The organism is Bacillus sp. NEAU-Y102, from assembly GCF_054788175.1.
Genome location: NZ_JBTWFK010000007.1, coordinates 46,975 through 65,966 on the forward strand (window position 1 = coordinate 46,975; position 18,992 = coordinate 65,966).

Sequence of the window (18,992 nt, forward strand, 5' to 3'; positions counted from 1 at the left end):
TTTTATGACTACAATGGTAGAGCAAACAAATGAACAAAACCAAGTAACAAATACATATGACGATGATTCCATTTCGGTACTAGAAGGGTTAGATGCGGTACGAAAACGACCGGGGATGTATATTGGTAATACGTCTAGTGCAGGTTTACATCATTGTACGTTTGAGATTGTTGATAACTCGATAGATGAGGCGTTAGCAGGGTACGGTAGAAGAATTGTTGTAACTATCATGCAAGGAAACGCTATTCGTGTACGTGACTACGGTCGTGGAGTACCTGTAGGTTGGAACAAAGCGATGAATAAGTCAACGCCTGAGGTTATATTTACAGTGCTGCATGCCGGAGGTAAATTCGGTCAGGGTGGTTATAAATCTTCTGGGGGTCTACATGGTGTAGGTTCTTCGGTAGTAAATGCGTTGTCTGTGTTTATGACAGTACGTATTTACCGTGATGGTAAAGAACATATTATTGAGTTTGAAGACGGTGGAAAAGTAAAAACACCGCTTACGGTTGTAGGAGATACCGACGACCAAGGAACAGAAGTAACGTTCTTACCAAATAAGGATATCTTCTCAACAACAAAATATAAATTCGATGTCCTTGCTGAGCGATTACGTGAGACGGCGTTCCTTATGAAAGGGATGGAGATTGTTCTACGTGATGAACGTGGTGAGGAAGTAAAAGAAGAGGTCTTTAAGTACGATGGAGGGTTAGGGGATTTCGTAAACTACCTTAACCAAGGAAAAGAGGCAATGAGTCCTGTACAGTTCTACACAGGTGAAAAAGGCGGAGTTGAAATGGACATTGCCTTGCAGTGGAACGATGGGTACTCTGAGAACATTCTATCTTTCGTAAACAACGTGCGTACAAAAGATGGGGGTACACATGAAACGGGGTTCAAGACGGCGTTAACAAGGGCGGTTAATGACTACGCAAAAGCAAACAACTACCTTAAGGCTAAAGATAAAAACCTTGAGGGTGGAGATATTCGTGAGGGTGTCGTAGGTATTGTAAGTGTGCGTGTACCTGAGGATATTCTGCAGTTTGAAGGACAAACAAAAGGAAAGTTAGGTACGTCAGAGGTACGTGGGTATGTAGATGGTTACTTCTATGAGCGAGTAACGCAGTATTTACATGAAAACCCGCAGGTAGCAGAGTATTTAATTACAAAGGCTATCAGAGCGCAGAAGGTGCGTGAGGATGCAAAGAAAGCTAGGGATAAGGCTCGTAACGGGGATAAAAACGGAAGTAAGGGTGTTAAGTCTGATAAGTTAACACTACCTTCTGGACGTAATCCGCTACTAAATGAACTGTATTTGGTAGAGGGTGACTCAGCGGGTGGTTCTGCAAAGCAGGGACGTGACCGTAAAACACAGGGGATTCTGTCCTTACGTGGTAAGTCGCTTAACGTTGAAACGGCTTCTATGAGCAAAATCATGAGCAATAACGAAATCCAGTCTATTGTGTATGCAATTGGTGGAGGTATTGGCAAAGAGTTTGCAATTGAAGATATTAACTACGATAAAGTAATTATCATGACCGATGCGGATACGGATGGGGCGCATATCCAAGTGCTGCTGTTAACGTTTTTCCACCGCTACATGCCGAAGTTGATAAGTGAAGGTAAAGTATACATTGCAATGCCACCGCTTTACAAAGTATCAGATAAAAAAGGTAAAAACATTGAGTATTGTTGGGATGATGTGCAGCTGAAACGCATTGTGAAAAAGTACAAAAAAGGGTACGAAATTCAGCGTTATAAAGGGTTAGGTGAGATGAATGCGTCGCAACTATGGGAAACTACAATGAACCCTGAGAACAGAACTTTATTGCAGGTTAAAGTCAAAGACGCTGTGAGAGCGGACAAAACAATCAACACATTAATGGGCAGTAATGTTGGGATTCGACGTGACTGGATTGAAGAAAACGTTGATTTTAATGTCGTTGAATAATAGAGGACAGAGGGAAAGACGGGTGTATACTCGTCTTTTTTTGACATACATTTGGGAAACAACGGAATAAGTAATGATTCGGTAACCTATAACGAAGATATATGTGGTATAGTACATATTTGAGGGGTTTTTATAGTCGGTAATGCTAGGATTTTTGTAGAGCTATGAAACGTATAAATAGATGGTAAGAGGATTGTGGTGATAGATTGGTCTATAAAATAGAGGATAACTAGGGGGATTTTGTATGGATGTTATAGAAAGAGATGAGTTGAAGAGGCTAAAGGAAGAGTTTATAGAAGGTATAAGGGTAGCGCTTACTAAAATGGAGGGCGAGACTATACCGATTGGGACTAAAGGTACAGTAAGGTATGTAGATGATATAGGGACGATACATGTAAATTGGGATAACGGCAGTACGCTTGGGGTTGCGTACGGAGTAGATAAGGTAATCGTTATAGAGAATTAGGGTAAGTGTGAGGGAGACATATTACTGAAAAAGGTGGATTGTGCGATGGATATATTGGGATTTAGTGAAGGGTTTCGAAAACTTACAGAACCTGTTGGCGATAAGGGATTCCGCACTGCTTTTTTACAGAATGTAAAGATGGTTATGGCAGAAGACGTGAATTACAAGCAACAGACAACTAAAGGGAACGGAATTATACCTACATATACAGATAGAGAAGCAGTCGAATACGTAATAGATAATGTACATGATATTAGGCTACGAGATGCGTTTTGCGAATCTGATAGAGAAGAAAAATTCGATAATATACAGGGCATGGTAGATACAATCAGCCAAAAAGAATATGGAATTGTAATAGGAACATTATTATATGGGCTAATACAAGTAAATAAAATAGACATAGAAGATAAAAGAAAAGAAATTGTGAGAGCAATCTTTAGGTTACAAGGATTACGGGATTAGTTTAGAAATAAATATAGAGTGAAAGCACACGTGGGTGGTTTGTATAGTCATCTGAAAGTGTGCTTTTTCTTGTATATCCAAACTGTTAGATATACATATTACAGCAGGTAGAAATAGACAGTCAACCGATAGTGTAAATAGACAACAGGAAGAGAATACAGTATAGGCAGGTTATTCTAACAAGACACTATTTGGGGGGATTTACATGGCAAAGGTAGCTGCAATACGTGAAACAGCGACAGAGACGGCTAAAAAAATAAGAAAAGCGTTGAAAAAAGAGTTTCCGGGATTTCCGGCACGACACTTTTCGGTACGTAAGAGACAAGGAACAGACCATTTAACGATTAGATGGGCAGGTAAACCGGATAGAAAAGCAGTGGAACTACTGGCGGATAAATTTAAGAGTGCATCGTTCAATAGCACGGATGATTCTACAAACTATCACGGATACACGGACGAAGAAGACGGTCTTTTATATGTAGGAGCGGGGTTTATCTCTATAAGCCACGTAGAGGTGGATGATGAGCCTGGAGTTACGCAAGAGGATTTAAATGCTGAGTTAGCAAAAGCACCAGAACCAGAAAAAGTAACGGTTTCAAATCTAGACGGTGACTTAATCGGAGATATGACACTGGATGAACTTACGGTTTACGCAAGTAAATCTTGGAGAACAAAGTTCAATGAGGAGGTAGAGATTCGTGCTTCCCTTAACGGCGATGACTTCATGCTTGTGGCAGGGTTTGGAACATCTAAAAAAGCAGTAGTTAACCGTTTAAAAATCGGGTTAAAGACAATGGATATTTTACGTGCGCTTGGACTTAGCGTAGAATATGGGGATAAATCTGATGTACCTCGAATTGGAGGGTTTAAAGGTAACTGGAGTGGCGTAGATTTCACGCCTAACGGAATCCATTACTTACCGGATGCAATTATCGTGAAGAAGGATGGAAATGTTCTACACAATTTCTTCGATGTGAACGCATTCAGTTCTTGGTTAGGTGAAGAGGCTGATAAAGGATTCAAAACAACGGGAATTAAAGTAGAAACCTCTGTTATTAAAGGTAAGATGGTAATGCGTTCTGCAGGCGGAAGCGAAGAGATTCGCACGAAACTGGCGGAGCAAGGAATTATCGACGATAACGGCGTCAAAATGGTTAATGGTATGCTACACGAACTTGGGTACAGAGCGCAGTTAGCGGGAGCGTTATACGGTGTCCGTGGCTCTGGTGGTAAAAAGGTTAAAGTAAAAGATTATAAAAACGAATATGAAGATGCAGTAAGAGCAGCATACGGATTAGCAGTACCAAATCCTACAACATTGCCGGGTCTTATCCGATATCCATTTGTAGATAGTGTAATTAAGAACGCTGCATTTGAAAATAAAAAGTATAAAGAAGAGTTTTCTAAGGAATATCAAAAGACGGGCGAGGCGAATATGACGACTGCAAGAAACGCAGTAGTTACAGCAATCGCAATGTTAGATGAAGAAGCTAAGAAAACAGTAAAAGAAGTTGTTAAACGTGAAGTACTTAAGCTACAGAAAGCACATGAGAAAAAAGGAATCGATGTAAAAGCGTTCTATAGCAGTCTTGGTACGTCTGAGCAAACACTACGTGGCGTGTTAGAGGTACAGAAATCAAACCATGTTAAGTTGCAAAAGACGGTAGAGGAGTTTGTAAAAACTAAGTTCAGCGAATACCTTAAAGAGTTAGAAACGAAAAAAGAAGACCCTAACCAAGTATTTACGGATAAAGAAATTGCTGAGGCTGATGTAGTTAAGGTAACTCGTGCGGATATCAATATGATTCGTACAAATATCGACCATGTAGTAAATCAAAAAACGTTTGAAGGTTACGTTGTAAGCCGTGGAGAGCTTATGAAGTTAATTCAAATGCCTGTTGTAGAAGGGCTTAAGGAAGTAAACGTTGATGATTACAGAGAGTTTGAAAAGGCTATCATTGATTTGTTAAACCTTCTGGTTAAGGACAACTTTGAGAAGTTTGATGAAATGCTGAATCATCCAGACCCTCGTGATATCAAGTCTCGAGACATGATTCGAGTGTTACGTGAGAAAGTTGTACGTGTCGTGTTCCGTAAGCGTGACGGTTCGATTCGTATCATGCATACAACACGAAATAAGGAATTAATTGAGAAGTTACTGGCGGTTAAGAATCCGAAAAGCTATAAGCCAACTCCTGAGGTAGATGCTTGGGAAGAAAAAGATAAAATCGAGGCACAAATTGCCGGGGATTATATTAAAGTAATGGATATTGCTAAAGGGGAGTTCCGTACGTTCAAACCTTCTAGTATCCAACGTTTTGATTCTGAGGTAAACGTAAGTGCATGGTTAGAGTTTGATATTGCGGATGATGCTTGGTTCGATATGATATTTAATGGACGAAGTGCGCATCAATTCTATGCAAATCACCGTAATGCAAAGAATATGGGTAGCAAGTTAAAAGAACGTCAAGAGTTTGAGAAAAAAGCGTACATGATTATCAACGGAATTACAGAGGGTGAAGCAGAGGCAGCTGCTACAGAGGTTAAGGAAGATAAGAGTAAGTTAGCTGCGAAATTCGCCATTGAGTACTTAAACTCCATTAAAGGTAAGGATTACGGTGATGGTTTCGAAAAAGTCCGTACAGTATTACGTACATTGCCAAATGGTATTAATAAACTAGGTAAGATTCAAGAAAAAGGGTATGTAGCTAAAATTGAGCAAGAGGATAAAGATAGCGGATTCATGATGATGTCTGTAGGTAAAGAGAAGCTGTTTGTACATCCTCACTTCTTGGTTAATGCTACATCTGGTAAAGTTTACGCTGATAAGTCGGATACGTTCCGTTTAGGGCATGCAAACCCTTCTGAAATTGATTTAAGAGCCGGAGCAATGCTTGAAAGAGCCGGGGAGTTAATTCAAGGGGAAAGACGTCAGTTGCGACGTAATGCTTCTGCTACTGATGCGGACGTAAAACGTATGAATCGTTTAAAACAATTCATTGAGTTACATCCTGATATGTTCAGAGAGGCGGGAGTGCAGGCTAGGGTAGCTGAGAAAGATGGGATGGCTATTGCAGAATTCGCATTCAGTGGGGCTAAAATCTTCGCTAACCCTGCTCAGCTAGTAATGGTTGCGGGCAAAGAACAAAAAACGTTATACAAACGTGTAAGACATACGTCAACGTCTTCTGAGATGTCTGCAGCATTGGGTCCGATTAACTACAATAGTAATCCGGCATTGCAAAAACGTTTCGCATTTGTTCGTGACGTATTATTTACTACCTTTGACCTACGTAAACAAATTAACTAGTGTCTGAGAGCAGGAGGAAATTTCCTCCTGCTTTTTATTTTTGATAACAGGGTGCGAGTCAAAAACTAGGGATTGTGTTAAATTAAACGTAGCCAAGGAAACAACGGCAAAATAAAAAAGTCAGTATGTTATACCTGCTCTAGAGGGTACATTTATCGTCACAACTTCCCTCGTTGAATGAATATATTGGTATCGGTAGACTTAAGTAGAAACAACGGGCTTAAGCATCCTTAAATTTGAATGAAATACCTCTAGGGCAGATATAACCTACTGAATGGTGGGGAACATTATATAAGGTGTAAGGTGTGTAACGCTAAAAATACAAAACACTAAAACTAGAGCCACGGCATAGGCACTTGATACTGGCATACCTTACATACTATATAATGGTTACATAATACATGAGGTGATAGTGGTATGAATGAGCCTGTAAAAAAGGTAACCATACATTACTTTAAATCGACAGGTGAGTTTTACGATACAGATGAGAGGTTATTGCCTTCTGAGTGGTCGTACGATTACATGTTGAGTGTGTTATTGAAGCGGCGTAAATACGCAACAATGGATATGGTGGTATTAGATGGTGGGGATGGTAAACATCCTTATATCAAGCCATATATGAGTAAAGCGCAGCAGAATACAGGTAAAAAAGGGTTCTTCGGTTGAGGAGCCTGTTTTAAAACATTCTTATTGACTGTAATATAATTTCTTGGTATTGATAATAACAAATAAAAGGGCAAGGGAGAGATTGGATGTCTTGGACTGATGCGTTTATTAAAAGACAGGTAGGTAAGGCTGCGGATTACAAACGAAGTAGAACAGAAATAGAGGTAATGGATGATGGGGTGTACCGCTCATACAGTAACGGGGTTACAGTCCTTACACAAAAGGAGATGAGTTTCCCAGCAACAGCTAAACTGAATGCGGGTAAAGGTAAAGAAGGCGTTCAGATGTTAGTACCTAAAGTACCTGCAAAATACTGGTTAATGACATTGGACTTTTACAAGGATATCTTTACGAAATTCCGAACAGAGGCTTCAGTACTGTTCTACTGGAATTTATATGATAAAGAGATTCCGGAAGATTTATATAACGAACATAAAGATGGGTTAATTGTTGATGGGAAATTAGTTGTATATTGTCCGAAGCAGTACAACACAGGGATTAGAAGTACGTTTAAAGAGGATAAGTTAATGGATTGGTTCGAAAAGAACTATCAATGTATTGTGGAGACTCATAGCCACCACCAAATGGAGGCATTCTTTAGTGGGGTTGATAATGCGAATGAGATGCAACCACGTTGTTATGGTGTGTTTGGACGAATTATTACGCAGGACGATTTCCTACTACGCTTCTGTTTAAATGGGGTACACGCTTTAATCGAGCCTACAGATGTGTTTGAAATTCCAAAGCGTGTAAAACGATTTAAGCGTACGGTAGTGGAGAGCCGAGTTGACACTGTATATGTAGATGAAGATGGTAACGAAGTTGTACATGGTGGGGAGTCTACAACGAATAAAAGTGATGGTATTGCAGAGTGGATATATATAAACAACCATACGTACCCAGAGAGTTGGTTAAATATGAATTTATCTGGTAGAGACGATTCACCTATCTACGATAGTGAAGATGAGGCTCACAGCTTCCATGAGGGTGCAGTAACTCTATTTGAAGAGGAAGATTGTATGCCTGACGACGAGGAAGCGGTTGAGGGTTCTGATGAATTCTTAGATTCTCTTACTTTAGAAGAGCGACAGGAGCGTTCGAATTATCGTAAAGAGATATCGGATAAGGTAATCAATATAGGGTTAACGGGTTCTGAGTTACTTGCTGAAGTCCGTAAGGCTATGGATGAATATGATTCTGATTTGATGTTCAAAAAAGGAAGAGAACTAGGTGGGGATGCTACCCTTGCTGTTTGTCCTCCAAAAGAGGAAGATGAAGAAAAGTCTGGCGGGTATACTTGTCATGATGATGTAAAACTGCGTTAATGGTAAATAGTAAACATGTGGACTTAATGTAGACTTTAAGTAGACTAAAGTCACGTACTGTATAGATTATAAGGGTTATCCCTTAAAAATAAGAAGGTATGTGGACTTAATGTTGACTTGATTTTAAAATTTGATTCTACTTACGTGACTTTGTGTTGACTTAAGGTAGATTTAATGTTGACTAGGCAATAAAGGTTTGCTATAAAGTAGGTACGATATTTTTATAGAAAAGTAGAAATACGGAATTGAAAGTCTGATAACAACCTGCATGTTGAAACAGATAAAAGGTGTTAGTATAAAGGTATCGCTAAGGCGCAAAGGCTTTTGAAATATAAATAGATGGAGGTAATGGGTATGGCTAGTCTTGATAAAACTATGGTAACTATGGTAAACCTAAATGGTGAGCCTGTGGACTTAGGTAGAGAGATGACGGCTTCGGAAGCAATTAATGAATTACGAGCAGCTGATTGCATGGGTTCTGTAGAAGGAGCTACACCTATAGCTGTGGATGGGATTTTAAGCTTTGAGTTTAATAATGGAGATAAAGGGAATCTATAGTCCCTTTTCTCTATGAAACAACCAGAGTTTACATAAAATAAACAAGCTAGATATAGCTACAGGAGGAACTAAAATGAATAAAACAGAATTAGTGAAAAAGGTAATGGAAGATGCAGAATTAACGAAAGCTCAAGCAGAAAAGGCAGTTGCTTCAATTTTAACTGGCGTTAAAGATACGTTAGTAGCGGGCGAAAAAGTACAGTTATTAGGTTTCGGTACGTTTGAAGTACGTGAACGTGCAGCACGTAAAGGACGTAACCCACAAACGGGTGAAGAAATGGATATCGCTGCTTCAAAAGTACCTGCGTTCAAGCCGGGTAAAGAGTTAAAAGAAGCGGTTAAATAAGAAATTAAAAGCTGCAAATAAATAGTTTGGTTAGAAGGTAGTGGATATTGTGTCCACTACCTTTTTTGTGTTTCGGGATACGGGAAAGTGACGAGTGAGGTGACATTAAACTATTACTGTATCTCGTAACAGGAAGGGGATTAAAATCTCATGGAAAGTAAGGAAACCAAAAAAGAAGAAAAAACAAAAAATCTACCTCATAGTAAATCCGCTAAACCTATGAAACCGAAAGGAAAGTTAAAACCGAAGAGAAAGGGTACGGTTGCGACGTTAGCGGCTGTTTTACTTATTACGGGAGTAGGTAGTGGTTGGTTAATGTATAAAGGTTCTGTACAAGCGAAAGAGGTGTCTAGCTTCTCACATGAAAGTAAGTATAAGTCTGGTTTAGACAATGCTTCTGAATATAAAGAAGATAACTCACAGTTAGATAAATTAACTACATCCGATTTTAAAAGTGTTCTAAGTAGTGGTGAATCTAAAATTGTATATCTAGGTCGACCAACGTGTCCAAACTGTAGAGATTACCGACCAATACAGGATAAAGTCCTAAAGGATATGGGGATGAAGATAGCTTATTACAATACGGACGATGCGAAGAAGGAAGATATGGATAGCTTTAAGCAAATTCTTGAAACCTTGAAAGTAGAAGGCGTACCAACACTTCTAAAGGTTAAGGATGGAAAAGTAGAAGAGCTTGCTCCGGGTGAAGCATATATGGATACAACGGGAGCTGCATTAAAAGGTTGGTTAGAGAAAGTAAGATAAAAGAGAAGGTGTGAAACAAACTAAGTAGATAGAGATTGTAAATTCATAAAGAGGTGATGGTAGTGGGCAAGTATATAATTGCCGGGGTTTCCTTGATATTACTGCTTATCTGTATGACGCCATTAATGGTTAACCATACCAACAATACGATGTCAGCGGAGAGGGTAACAGGTGCGTTAGAAACTGCTACTTTAGGGGCAATGAGGAACGACCCAGAACATTACCGATTGGATATGGAAGATACGATTGCTACTGTTACAGCGAACGTCTTAAAATCACAGACTAATACAGACCGTGATATCGAGATTTCGTATGTGTTCTTTGACAAAAACAATAATGTTACGAACAACAAAGATGCTATGACAGGTGTGCAGTATCGTGTCAAACTCCTTGATAAAAAGGGAAAAGTCCAATCGGAAACAGAGAAGAAGCTGATTCTGAAGGAGGTTAAGGCATGAGTCGTTTTGTTGAGACGATGTTCGGTATGCTGATATTCGCTGCGTTCATTGTAGTGTTTTGTATCCAAGCTTGGATAGGAGTTATGGGTAGTCAACAATTCACGCAACGAACAACGGAAATGACGAATATTGTTCGTGAAAATGGTGGTCTTGGTGCTGAGGCAAAAGCCTATGGAAATCAGCTAAAACAGTCTGGGATATCTTACTCAATTAGTGGTGATACGGGACAAAACACTGGTAAAACTTTATCAATCAACTATACAGGTAAGTTAAAGTTCCAGTCAGGCTTTAAAAGCACTATGAATTTAGAAAGACAAGACCAAGTATTTATCACGAAAAGAAAGTAGGAGGATAACACATGTTACGTGAGTTATTACTGGAGGAAAACCGGGAGAAATATTATGAAATGCTCGGTATTAATATAGGTTTATTTCGTCGTCAGCGAATACAGCATGTAATTGCAATGATACTTCTGTGGTTAGCCGGAGTCGTTGGGCTATTTTGGTTTAAAGGTATGGCAGCCGAAACAGTGCTACTTACTTTAGCAGCACCTGCGTTTGGATACATGGGTTGGAAAATCCCGTATTGGAACATGATGAAGTTACATAATCAACGTAAAGACAAGCTAGCGTTTATGTTCCCAGAGTTCCTTACAACGTTCATTAGTTTGCTAGGTTCACAATCTGGAGGTAACGTAATTCAAACGCTACGTCTAACAAGTGATTATGTAAAAGAACCGCTAAAGGCTCAGCTTGTTAAGTTAGTAGATACGGTAACTGTAAATTCAGACCCTGAGTCAGCGTATATGGCGTTCCGAGGGTTTGCAGATTTCATCGGTACACGAGAAGCAAGTCAGGTTATGATGCTTGTTTATGAAATGTATGTACATGGTACAGATGAAGGAGCGCTTTCAGAATTAGAAGATAAGATTGATAGATTGAATGATAACAAACTCGATGAGTTGGTTGTTCGTAAGTCTACTAAACTACGTGGTATGGCGATACCTTCACTTGTATTGACGACAGCATTTATCTTTATCTGGGTAGGTGTGGTTATCGTACAGGTAATGTCCAAAGCTATGGATGGTTTAAATTTCTAAAAAGAGAGGTCGTAATAGAATGGCATTAGGTAGTCTATTTGGTAAAAAGAAAAGTCCGGACTCTCAAATCACCCCTTTGTATGATACAGAGGGGCAAGCTTTTGAGGATGTGGGTGCAGGAGATATCGAGCTAGAGGGGCAAGATAGTAGCATCGATAAAAAGGTAACAAACAATGTTGATTCAAAAAATGAAGTAGACGCTACAGTTATGGATGAGGTTGTAAAGACTTCATTTCTGCGGGATATTTTATTTGAATCGGATGGGGAAGGTGGGTTACAGCTTAAAAAGACCGTAACCGATGTATCATTTAATGGTACGGATTTACGTATACAAGATAACGTAAAAGGTCGGTATGTATATAAAAATGCAAAGGTAACGGCTGAGGATGTAAAAGAGCTTGGGTTACGTATAGCAGTAAGGAAGAATAAAGAGTGGAACGGATTAGACCCTATTTTCGATTCCGAGGTAGGTACAATTCGTGTTAACTTTATGGAGCATGATGTATCTCCTTATGGGGAAACAATGGCGCTTCGTATCTCCCACCCAAGGTTGGCTACGTCATCTTTAGATTCTGTTTGTGATGACAAAGTTGCAAAGCTGCTTGACCTGTTAATGAAGATGGGAATTAACGTTATGATTAGTGGTCAAACGGGTTCCGGTAAAACAGAGCTACAAAAGACAATTGTAGGCTCTATACCTGACCATATGAAGATAACGCTTGCTGAGGATACAATGGATAGTCATTTAAAGGTTATTTATCCTCAAAAGGATATTAACTCTTGGCAAATTAAGCTTAAAGATGTAGGTAAGTCTGTTGACTTCTCTAAGTTAATCAAGTCTGGTTTACGTAACAACCCGGACTGGTTCTTAATCTCTGAGATTCGTGGAGATGAGGCGTTTGATTTACTTGATGCTGGGTTAACAGGTCATTACTTCTGTTCTACAGTCCATGCGATTGGGGCTGCTCAAATCCCTTCACGTATGATTCAGATGATTGCACGAAGATATCCAAACTTAAACCAAGAGGTGTTAATGCAGGATATCGCATCTACCTTAGGTCTTGGTATTCATATGGAGGCAGTGTATTTACCTGATGGAAGTATTGAGCGTCGTATTCGTGAGGTTGTGGAATATACAGGGTATGAGCCGGGTAGAGGTGTTGTATCTGAACCGCTATTTGCAAGGGTTACGGATTATGATGAAGCAACTGGCGAATACATCGATAGAGTGGTACACGGGAAATTGAGCGAAGAGTTAAAAGGGAAATTACGTAAAGCACGTATGTACCACGAAATACCTGATGTATTTATCGCAAGCTAGGAGGAGTTAATGTGGGTATCCGCAAAGTAAAACAAAGCCCTATTAATAAAGTAGGCGTAAACAAGGTAAAAACATTAGAAGAAATTCAAAAGCTTGAGGCTGAAAAAGGTAAACAGAGGGTTGAGTTAAGTAAGAAAGAGCTAGATAAAGCAAACCGTAAAGAGTTCATTCGGTCGTTTACAAAGCCTCAACATTTCTTTACAGCCGTTGTATGTATGGTGTTAGGTGCAGGTTATCTGTATCTAACAACTGATACAATTATCCCTGCTATTATAATGGGGGTTATTGCAGGTGTTATGTCGGCGTACTACTATTCATTCCTTCCGGGAAAACTAAATGTAGTACAGAGAGACTTGGCACAGTTAGAAAGTTACTGTTTAGATATTTCATTCCATATGCAAACAGGTAAAACAGTAGCACAGACGCTTAAAAAAGTATCTGAAAGCTATAACGGTCGTGTAGGTGTGGATATTAAACATACGTATGAGGTACTGAGAAATACAGGTAAATTAGACTTCTCACACTTCGATAAGTACGAGTTTACGGCTTTAGATATCTTCCATCGTAATATGTTAATCGCATATCAAGATGGTGGGGATGCGAAGCGCCTATTCAAACGTCCGTTAAAGAACATGTCAACGGAGCTAGTAAAACGTGATGAATTGTACCGTAAAAACAAGTTCCAACGTTTACAAGAGTATGTGGCGTTAATTATCGCTGCACTTATCCCGTTAACGATGAAAGTTACGGCGGGCGATTTATACGCTGCGTTTACTGAGGTAACACCTGCAGCGTTAGGGATTATGGGTATTTGCTACGGTGGTTTCTTATTACTTTCCTTCAAAATTCAGAAGCGTACGTTAGATATTTCTGTACGAGCATAGGGGGAGTAAGGTATGCAAGAAGGTTCAGCATTTATGTTAGTGGCGATTATCGGGGTAATTGCGCTTGTTATTTACTTAGCGGCTTTTGGACCCGGTATTACGGTTGCCTTAGATGGCTTTATGGGAACATTGCATAGATAATGAGGGTGCGTAACAGCACTCTTTTTATTTCTTAAATTGTTGACTATAATATAATAAAATGGTATAGTGTAACCAAGGAAGCAAACAAGCAAAATAAATCAAGAAAACAAAGGAGCTGTTTTTATATGTTAGGTACAGAAAAGGTAGTTATTGTGGGTCGTGAAGTAGAAAGAAAAGATAATGCGGTTGTAGGGTTATTTATAGAAGAGCTACCAACTACGTATATAAAAGATTGTTATACTGGGTTTATTGAGCTTGATGCCGAAGTGGTAAGTGCAAAAGGTCATGGAAAACAGGTTGCCGTAACGTACAAATTCACTGAAAGCGGTAACGATTTTGAACACACAATTAAAGGGTATACAGCCGAAATCGGTAATTATAAAGATAAAGTAGGTAAAAAAGAAAAAGTTATGGATAGGGTTCGAATTCTTGATATCGATGTTTCTAATGAGGATGAACACAAAGTATTAGTTGAAATGTACCTTGGCGGAAAAGATAAGGCTTTTTGGGTGAATCGTGACCGTCTAGTTATTCTAGGGTCTAATGGCTTCGTGTACAGTCGTGCGTTTGTAGAAACAGAGAAGGGTGCTGAGAGCTTTAATGTAATTAGTACACAAACTGAGCGCAGGGTAGGTATTGAGTATCCAAAGTCTAAATGGGATTGGAACGGGAGAGAATTTATAAACTAATTAACAAGGGGTACGTAAGGTACTCCTTTTATTTTATAAACAAGAAAGCTATGGTAGGGTTTATGTACTAAAAACTAAACAAGGCGGGTGTTTCGTTATGGTGACAAGGTTTAAACATATGTTAGGGGAATGGTTAGGGTGTAAATTAGAAACGAGAAGGATGCTTGTTACGAACTTTTATGCTGATAATATTCCCGAAAAGTATTTAATAGGGGCTGACGTAGATATCTATGTAAACGTTAGAGCGGTTTCAGTGAGTCAAATATCTGGTAAGTTATTTGCTGTTACGTATGCATTAGTTGATTATGAAGACCAAGAGGTAACATTGTACGTGTTGTGGTCTGGTGAAGGGTTCTACCCTGTAGGAACATGTAAAAGGATGAAGATGAAATGCGAGGTAAGGGCTGTAAATCATGAGGATGGTACATTACGACTTAGTATTGGCGGGAAAGGATTTTGGGCAGGTAGAGATAAGGCTGTCGTGATAGTTATTAATGGTTATAGATTCTATCAGGAAGCTTATTTGTCTACGGAGGATGGTAAAAGAGACTATCAAAGAAAATATGATAGGTATGCCCCTAAGGTAGATGTTGAGCGGTCTTTTTTAGATTGATAACAGGTTTGGTATAAGACATCACATTCTTTTGTATACTGGGGTTTAGAAGGAAAGGGGTTGTGGTGCGATTGGGTAAGGCAACGGTTCGTGGGCATAAGATAACGAAGAAGAAAGGTCAAGTGGTTACGAATCTTTATATAGATAACATTCCCTCACATGATTTGGTAGGGAGTAAGGTAGATATTCTTGTTGAGTTAACTCCTGTGTCATTCAGACGAGCAGGGTCTGGGTATATGGAACTTTCATGTGAGTTCGGCGAAGATGGTACGGTGTATAAGAGAAGTGTGTACCTAGATATGGTGGCGGAGGACATGGTGCAGGAATACATGGATAAGAAGATGCCACATATGATGAAAGTGGATTTGGTTGAGTGTAATGAAGATGGAAGTAAGTTTCTTGTAGATGTGAACAGTCAAAGGTTTTGGGTACATAGAGATAGGTTGTTAAAGATGGCGGTAAGTAACCATACAGGTACGTGTGTGATATATCAAAGAGATTATTTAACAACGGATAGAGGTCGTTGGGACTTCGATAGATGTAGCAAAAAATAAGGAAGATGCGAGGGAGGATGCTAGTATGCAGAGAGGGGTTCAGATTTTAGGTGGGATGTATCCAGTCGTAGGTAGTGTGGTAGAGGGTATTTACGTTGAAAACATTCCTCTAGATGCGATGGTAGGATTAAATGGTGGAATTAAGTTAAATATGCATGTAACTCAGTTGGGAGAATCGCCAGATGGTAGGGTTAACGTGGATTGTAAGTTCTATGAAAACGAACATTGGTATGATTTCTCATTGGTGTTAGATGAAGAATACGCAGAAAAAGCACAAGATGAGTTTGGAGATGTGTGGGAGATTGTACTTCCTTTCAAGATAGTAGACCTATACGATGAGTATACCGAGTCTGGGGTAGTCGTTAGGAGTTGGTACGGGCATGAGTTCCATGTAAGTCGTGATAGGCTACTACGATTAGAAATAGGGGCGACAGTGTTTCAAAAGGCGTATCTAGATACAGAAGAGGGTTATGAAGCTTATCAAAATCTACGTAAAAATGAATTAGTACGTGCAGAGTAAACAGAGACCACCTAAACAGTGGTCTTTTTTAGTTCCCGTACTTCTCGTTCCATTCCTTGTTGGTTTCATCTATAGCTTCATTGAGTCTACGCATAAAAATGCCCATCTCGATTCCTTCTTTTTCGGCTGCTATGAGCTTTTTGCGATGTTTGAGTCCTTCTTTATTCTCTGGGTTGGCTTTCATCCACGCCTTGTGCTGCTCTATAGCGGTTAAACGGTCTTTAATATGTGGTAAGAAAGGTATCCATTCTTTATCAATCTTCATGTGTTCCACGCCCTTACTTCGTTTTCCTTATTATGGTTGAAAAGTAAGGGAGTTATACTTAGGTATAAGTATGTGAAATACGCCTAAACAAGCCTAAACAAGCCTAAACAAGCCTAAACAAGCCTAAACAAGCCTAAACAAGCCTAAACAAGCCTAAACAAGCCTAAACAAGCCTAAACAAGCCTAAACAAGCCTAAACAAGCCTAAACAAGCGGTTAACGGGTTAAATAGTATGCAGGGCGAGGACAGTTAGGAAATAAAGGGCGCTGTGGTGCTCTTTTTCTTTACCTATAAAAGATAATATAGCAGTTCATGGTATATCTTTCTGACCTACGTGCATACTATGTTTAGACAATGTTTAATTTACGTTTAAACAATGTATAGACATTGAGGGAGGAAGATGGTAAAATGAACTCAAATGAGGGGTTTGACAACTCAGAAAGACATGACCGGTTCAAGGAAAAGGCGAAGGAAGAGGTGGATGTTGTGTCCGCACCAACAAAAATGAGAAACTGGGGTAATAGTATGGGAGTTATTATTCCCAAAGATATTGCCCGAAAGGTCGGCGCTGATGTAGGTTCTGAATTTGATTTGAAGGTTGTGGAAGGAAGTAATGAGATTCGATTAGTTCCTAGAAAGCAACGAAAACAGTATACGTTAGCGGAATTATTATCAAAATGTAAGCCCGAGAATCAACATGGCGAAATTGATTTGGGTATAGAGGGGAATGAGCTTATCTGATGGAGGAAGCACCAAGTAGAGGAGACCTTGTGTTTTTGAATTTCAATCCACAAGCGGGGCATGAACAAGCGGGACATCGACCTGCGATTGTATTATCACCTAAAGAGTTTAACGAGGTATCAGGGTTTGCAACAGTATGTCCAATCACAAACACGGTTCGTAATTGGGGATATGAGGTATTGCTTCCAGAGGGGTTAAATATTGGCGGGGTTGTCTTAACAGACCAAGTAAAAAATATCGACTGGAAAGCAAGAAAACTCTATAAGAGAGATAATGCGCCTGAGGAAGTCGTAGAGGAATGTCTTGCTAAGATTCACACATTTTTATAAGAGAGCGCCCTCCATGTGATGTGGAGGGTTTTTATATGTAAAGTCGACCATGATTCTGTACAAAGGTGCAGGGTTGTAGGTCGACTTTTTGTTTTGTATGGAGGTGTGCGAACGTGTCATTGATACAGGGGAAGATACTTGATAGCCAAATATAGAGAGGATACATGGGAAGATATATGATAACTAAATATACAGAGGATACATGGGAAGATGCAGGATACGTACCCGTATCGGATAATAGCCTATATATAACGTAAAGTTGATAAACATGTTGGTAATTCAACATAAAATAAATCTAATAACAGAAAGAGGTATCTCGATATGCAGGAAGGTTCAAGTAATTTATTAATGGTAGTTCTAGGGGTAATTGTATTCGCGATTATTTCTGCAGTATTATATGCAACATTCCAACCAATGGTTGATGGTTTCTTCGCACAAATGGCGTCTAAAATGACATCTGCTTGGTCAACATCTAAGTAACAATATAGTTAAGTAACGAACCCTTATGGTAAATCCATAGGGGTTTTTTATTTGCCTTGATAAGCATGTACATTAGTAAAATATAAGAATGTGGTATACTGAAGTCAGAATAAAGCGTATGGGGCGGTGTTAAAGGTATGGCAAGTCAGGATGTTGAGACACAACTGCGAGAACATATGTTAGAAAAGGCAAGGTTTATTAAAAAAGTACCAAATAGTAACCTAACGGAAAGTGAGGTTATGAAGTTAAAAGATAAAGCAACAGATGGGATTCATTTTCTAGAAGAGAAAGTAAAGAGTTTACGTGGGGGTACAAATCGAGATTTATTTTAAGGGGGTGTAATGATGGATTCGTTTCAAACGGATGTTACCTATTATGAGTTAAAAGAAGACGGAGTATATGTACATACAAAAAAGAAGGTAAGTGGTATAAGTCTTGGTGATTTAGTATACAAAATTACGTATCGTCAGTTCAATACGTTACTGCAGCAAGAAGCGGGTGAGATTGAACAGGTAGGTAGTTGGAGCGTTATGGATACGTTCATGAAGAAGCGAGGGGATTCCGTTCACTATATCCTACCTGCAGGTACGTTTGAGGTTTTGGTATCTAGAGGGAAATTGCGTGTAAAACAAAAGATTGGGAATAAAAATTTCCCGTTCTTTCAAAGCGGGATGTCTTCTAGTAGGTATTACCGAGCGGATTATGGTTCGGAGTATGTTGTGGAGTGGTTAGTTACGGGCAGTTTACATGGAACATACAAAAACGAACTTATACAAGTGGTTAATGTACAAAAGCTGCTAAGTGGTAATGTATTAAATGGTTCTGCGCAGTTTCAAGATGTGCCATATTTAAAAGAAAAGTTAGCTCGTGATTTTAAAAAACGTATGGTACAAGGAAACACAATTGATAGGCGTAGAGAGTGTTGGATGGCGGGAGCTGAGCCTATTTTACGTTACGTACAAGCAGAAGATTTACAAAACGAAAGATTCATTACAGAGTTTGAGCGTTCATCTCGAGATAGGAACGCAATAAACTGGACGGGGGTGTAG

25 protein-coding genes are annotated in these 18,992 nt (G+C 39.3%); 24 read left to right on the top strand and 1 reads right to left on the bottom strand.

All coding sequences use genetic code 11. From position 1 onward, the window contains the following. Positions 1 to 13: 13 nt before the first annotated feature. From parE to ACYFX0_RS18435, 19 genes are all read left to right on the top strand, one after another. On the top strand, positions 14 to 1,951 hold the full coding sequence (gene parE, locus ACYFX0_RS18345) for a DNA topoisomerase IV subunit B (RefSeq protein ID WP_460271908.1): 1,938 nt from the start codon (positions 14 to 16) through the stop codon (positions 1,949 to 1,951). A 244-nt stretch (positions 1,952 to 2,195) separates the two neighbouring features. Continuing rightward, positions 2,196 to 2,417, top strand: coding sequence for a DUF4314 domain-containing protein (locus ACYFX0_RS18350; RefSeq protein WP_460271191.1), 222 nt, complete (start codon positions 2,196 to 2,198; stop codon positions 2,415 to 2,417). 45 nt (positions 2,418 to 2,462) lie between these two features. After that, positions 2,463 to 2,879, top strand: a complete 417-nt coding sequence (locus ACYFX0_RS18355) for a hypothetical protein (protein WP_460271193.1) — start codon at positions 2,463 to 2,465, stop codon at positions 2,877 to 2,879. Positions 2,880 to 3,084: 205 nt separating this feature from the next. Then, a complete protein-coding gene (locus tag ACYFX0_RS18360; RefSeq protein WP_460271195.1) occupies positions 3,085 to 6,189 on the top strand; it encodes an LPD29 domain-containing protein in 3,105 nt (1,034 codons plus the stop codon). Between the two features lie 417 nt (positions 6,190 to 6,606). Further along, positions 6,607 to 6,855, top strand: coding sequence for a hypothetical protein (locus ACYFX0_RS18365; protein ID WP_460271196.1), 249 nt, complete (start codon positions 6,607 to 6,609; stop codon positions 6,853 to 6,855). Between the two features lie 86 nt (positions 6,856 to 6,941). Continuing rightward, a complete protein-coding gene (locus tag ACYFX0_RS18370) occupies positions 6,942 to 8,180 on the top strand; it encodes a hypothetical protein (RefSeq protein WP_460271197.1) in 1,239 nt (412 codons plus the stop codon). A gap of 354 nt (positions 8,181 to 8,534) precedes the next feature. After that, a complete protein-coding gene (locus ACYFX0_RS18375; protein ID WP_193635724.1) occupies positions 8,535 to 8,738 on the top strand; it encodes a hypothetical protein in 204 nt (67 codons plus the stop codon). A gap of 73 nt (positions 8,739 to 8,811) precedes the next feature. Continuing rightward, positions 8,812 to 9,084, top strand: a complete 273-nt coding sequence (locus ACYFX0_RS18380; protein WP_193635725.1) for an HU family DNA-binding protein — start codon at positions 8,812 to 8,814, stop codon at positions 9,082 to 9,084. Between the two features lie 150 nt (positions 9,085 to 9,234). Next, positions 9,235 to 9,849, top strand: coding sequence for a thioredoxin family protein (locus tag ACYFX0_RS18385; RefSeq protein WP_460271199.1), 615 nt, complete (start codon positions 9,235 to 9,237; stop codon positions 9,847 to 9,849). A 92-nt stretch (positions 9,850 to 9,941) separates the two neighbouring features. Beyond that, positions 9,942 to 10,307, top strand: coding sequence for a hypothetical protein (locus ACYFX0_RS18390; RefSeq protein WP_193635727.1), 366 nt, complete (start codon positions 9,942 to 9,944; stop codon positions 10,305 to 10,307). After that, the gene (locus ACYFX0_RS18395) at positions 10,304 to 10,654 is read left to right on the top strand and encodes a hypothetical protein (protein ID WP_460271201.1); all 351 of its coding nucleotides are present in this window, start codon (positions 10,304 to 10,306) and stop codon (positions 10,652 to 10,654) included. Before ACYFX0_RS18390 ends, ACYFX0_RS18395 begins: the two co-directional genes overlap by 4 nt. A gap of 11 nt (positions 10,655 to 10,665) precedes the next feature. Beyond that, positions 10,666 to 11,406 (top strand): hypothetical protein, encoded by a 741-nt coding sequence (locus tag ACYFX0_RS18400; RefSeq protein WP_221660241.1) that lies wholly within the window; start codon positions 10,666 to 10,668, stop codon positions 11,404 to 11,406. Between the two features lie 19 nt (positions 11,407 to 11,425). Then, positions 11,426 to 12,727 (top strand): CpaF/VirB11 family protein, encoded by a 1,302-nt coding sequence (locus ACYFX0_RS18405; RefSeq protein WP_460271202.1) that lies wholly within the window; start codon positions 11,426 to 11,428, stop codon positions 12,725 to 12,727. An 11-nt stretch (positions 12,728 to 12,738) separates the two neighbouring features. Next, positions 12,739 to 13,611 (top strand): type II secretion system F family protein, encoded by an 873-nt coding sequence (locus ACYFX0_RS18410; RefSeq protein WP_221660243.1) that lies wholly within the window; start codon positions 12,739 to 12,741, stop codon positions 13,609 to 13,611. Positions 13,612 to 13,623: 12 nt separating this feature from the next. Further along, positions 13,624 to 13,752, top strand: a complete 129-nt coding sequence (locus ACYFX0_RS18415) for a hypothetical protein (protein ID WP_260459660.1) — start codon at positions 13,624 to 13,626, stop codon at positions 13,750 to 13,752. Between the two features lie 125 nt (positions 13,753 to 13,877). After that, the gene (locus ACYFX0_RS18420; protein ID WP_460271205.1) at positions 13,878 to 14,441 is read left to right on the top strand and encodes a hypothetical protein; all 564 of its coding nucleotides are present in this window, start codon (positions 13,878 to 13,880) and stop codon (positions 14,439 to 14,441) included. Between the two features lie 97 nt (positions 14,442 to 14,538). Then, positions 14,539 to 15,054, top strand: a complete 516-nt coding sequence (locus ACYFX0_RS18425; protein ID WP_460271207.1) for a hypothetical protein — start codon at positions 14,539 to 14,541, stop codon at positions 15,052 to 15,054. A gap of 62 nt (positions 15,055 to 15,116) precedes the next feature. Next, entirely contained in the window at positions 15,117 to 15,608 is a 492-nt protein-coding gene (locus ACYFX0_RS18430; RefSeq protein WP_460271209.1) for a hypothetical protein, read from the top strand. A 25-nt stretch (positions 15,609 to 15,633) separates the two neighbouring features. Then, positions 15,634 to 16,128: a hypothetical protein gene (locus tag ACYFX0_RS18435; RefSeq protein ID WP_460271210.1), complete on the top strand. Its 495-nt coding sequence runs from the start codon at positions 15,634 to 15,636 to the stop codon at positions 16,126 to 16,128. Between the two features lie 28 nt (positions 16,129 to 16,156). Here the strand turns inward: ACYFX0_RS18435 and ACYFX0_RS18440 are convergent, their stop codons facing one another. After that, positions 16,157 to 16,393, bottom strand: coding sequence for a hypothetical protein (locus ACYFX0_RS18440; RefSeq protein ID WP_460271211.1), 237 nt, complete (start codon positions 16,391 to 16,393; stop codon positions 16,157 to 16,159). Between the two features lie 408 nt (positions 16,394 to 16,801). Between ACYFX0_RS18440 and ACYFX0_RS18445 the strand changes: the two genes are divergently transcribed. From ACYFX0_RS18445 to ACYFX0_RS18465, 5 genes are all read left to right on the top strand, one after another. Beyond that, on the top strand, positions 16,802 to 17,134 hold the full coding sequence (locus tag ACYFX0_RS18445) for an AbrB/MazE/SpoVT family DNA-binding domain-containing protein (protein ID WP_460271212.1): 333 nt from the start codon (positions 16,802 to 16,804) through the stop codon (positions 17,132 to 17,134). Then, positions 17,134 to 17,463, top strand: a complete 330-nt coding sequence (locus ACYFX0_RS18450; RefSeq protein ID WP_460271213.1) for a type II toxin-antitoxin system PemK/MazF family toxin — start codon at positions 17,134 to 17,136, stop codon at positions 17,461 to 17,463. The genes ACYFX0_RS18445 and ACYFX0_RS18450 overlap by 1 nt, the downstream gene beginning before the upstream one ends. A 321-nt stretch (positions 17,464 to 17,784) precedes the next feature. Further along, on the top strand, positions 17,785 to 17,943 hold the full coding sequence (locus ACYFX0_RS18455) for a hypothetical protein (RefSeq protein WP_193635737.1): 159 nt from the start codon (positions 17,785 to 17,787) through the stop codon (positions 17,941 to 17,943). Between the two features lie 137 nt (positions 17,944 to 18,080). Next, entirely contained in the window at positions 18,081 to 18,275 is a 195-nt protein-coding gene (locus tag ACYFX0_RS18460; RefSeq protein WP_221660249.1) for a hypothetical protein, read from the top strand. Between the two features lie 12 nt (positions 18,276 to 18,287). Further along, entirely contained in the window at positions 18,288 to 18,992 is a 705-nt protein-coding gene (locus tag ACYFX0_RS18465) for a hypothetical protein (RefSeq protein WP_460271216.1), read from the top strand.

What these genes read in the sequence shown, in the direction of transcription:
- ACYFX0_RS18460 (WP_221660249.1), top strand. Translation starts at nt 18,081, where the DNA reads ATGGCAAGTCAGGATGTTGAGACACAACTGCGAGAACATATGTTAGAA.
- ACYFX0_RS18425 (WP_460271207.1), top strand. Translation starts at nt 14,539, where the DNA reads ATGGTGACAAGGTTTAAACATATGTTAGGGGAATGGTTAGGGTGTAAA.
- ACYFX0_RS18405 (WP_460271202.1), top strand. Translation starts at nt 11,426, where the DNA reads ATGGCATTAGGTAGTCTATTTGGTAAAAAGAAAAGTCCGGACTCTCAA.
- ACYFX0_RS18450 (WP_460271213.1), top strand. Translation starts at nt 17,134, where the DNA reads ATGGAGGAAGCACCAAGTAGAGGAGACCTTGTGTTTTTGAATTTCAAT.
- ACYFX0_RS18370 (WP_460271197.1), top strand. Translation starts at nt 6,942, where the DNA reads ATGTCTTGGACTGATGCGTTTATTAAAAGACAGGTAGGTAAGGCTGCG.
- ACYFX0_RS18455 (WP_193635737.1), top strand. Translation starts at nt 17,785, where the DNA reads ATGCAGGAAGGTTCAAGTAATTTATTAATGGTAGTTCTAGGGGTAATT.
- ACYFX0_RS18360 (WP_460271195.1), top strand. Translation starts at nt 3,085, where the DNA reads ATGGCAAAGGTAGCTGCAATACGTGAAACAGCGACAGAGACGGCTAAA.
- ACYFX0_RS18465 (WP_460271216.1), top strand. Translation starts at nt 18,288, where the DNA reads ATGGATTCGTTTCAAACGGATGTTACCTATTATGAGTTAAAAGAAGAC.
- ACYFX0_RS18400 (WP_221660241.1), top strand. Translation starts at nt 10,666, where the DNA reads ATGTTACGTGAGTTATTACTGGAGGAAAACCGGGAGAAATATTATGAA.
- ACYFX0_RS18395 (WP_460271201.1), top strand. Translation starts at nt 10,304, where the DNA reads ATGAGTCGTTTTGTTGAGACGATGTTCGGTATGCTGATATTCGCTGCG.
- ACYFX0_RS18415 (WP_260459660.1), top strand. Translation starts at nt 13,624, where the DNA reads ATGCAAGAAGGTTCAGCATTTATGTTAGTGGCGATTATCGGGGTAATT.
- ACYFX0_RS18420 (WP_460271205.1), top strand. Translation starts at nt 13,878, where the DNA reads ATGTTAGGTACAGAAAAGGTAGTTATTGTGGGTCGTGAAGTAGAAAGA.
- parE (WP_460271908.1), top strand. Translation starts at nt 14, where the DNA reads ATGGTAGAGCAAACAAATGAACAAAACCAAGTAACAAATACATATGAC.
- ACYFX0_RS18385 (WP_460271199.1), top strand. Translation starts at nt 9,235, where the DNA reads ATGGAAAGTAAGGAAACCAAAAAAGAAGAAAAAACAAAAAATCTACCT.
- ACYFX0_RS18435 (WP_460271210.1), top strand. Translation starts at nt 15,634, where the DNA reads ATGCAGAGAGGGGTTCAGATTTTAGGTGGGATGTATCCAGTCGTAGGT.
- ACYFX0_RS18350 (WP_460271191.1), top strand. Translation starts at nt 2,196, where the DNA reads ATGGATGTTATAGAAAGAGATGAGTTGAAGAGGCTAAAGGAAGAGTTT.
- ACYFX0_RS18445 (WP_460271212.1), top strand. Translation starts at nt 16,802, where the DNA reads ATGAACTCAAATGAGGGGTTTGACAACTCAGAAAGACATGACCGGTTC.
- ACYFX0_RS18355 (WP_460271193.1), top strand. Translation starts at nt 2,463, where the DNA reads ATGGATATATTGGGATTTAGTGAAGGGTTTCGAAAACTTACAGAACCT.
- ACYFX0_RS18365 (WP_460271196.1), top strand. Translation starts at nt 6,607, where the DNA reads ATGAATGAGCCTGTAAAAAAGGTAACCATACATTACTTTAAATCGACA.
- ACYFX0_RS18375 (WP_193635724.1), top strand. Translation starts at nt 8,535, where the DNA reads ATGGCTAGTCTTGATAAAACTATGGTAACTATGGTAAACCTAAATGGT.
- ACYFX0_RS18440 (WP_460271211.1), bottom strand. Translation starts at nt 16,393, where the DNA reads ATGAAGATTGATAAAGAATGGATACCTTTCTTACCACATATTAAAGAC.
- ACYFX0_RS18380 (WP_193635725.1), top strand. Translation starts at nt 8,812, where the DNA reads ATGAATAAAACAGAATTAGTGAAAAAGGTAATGGAAGATGCAGAATTA.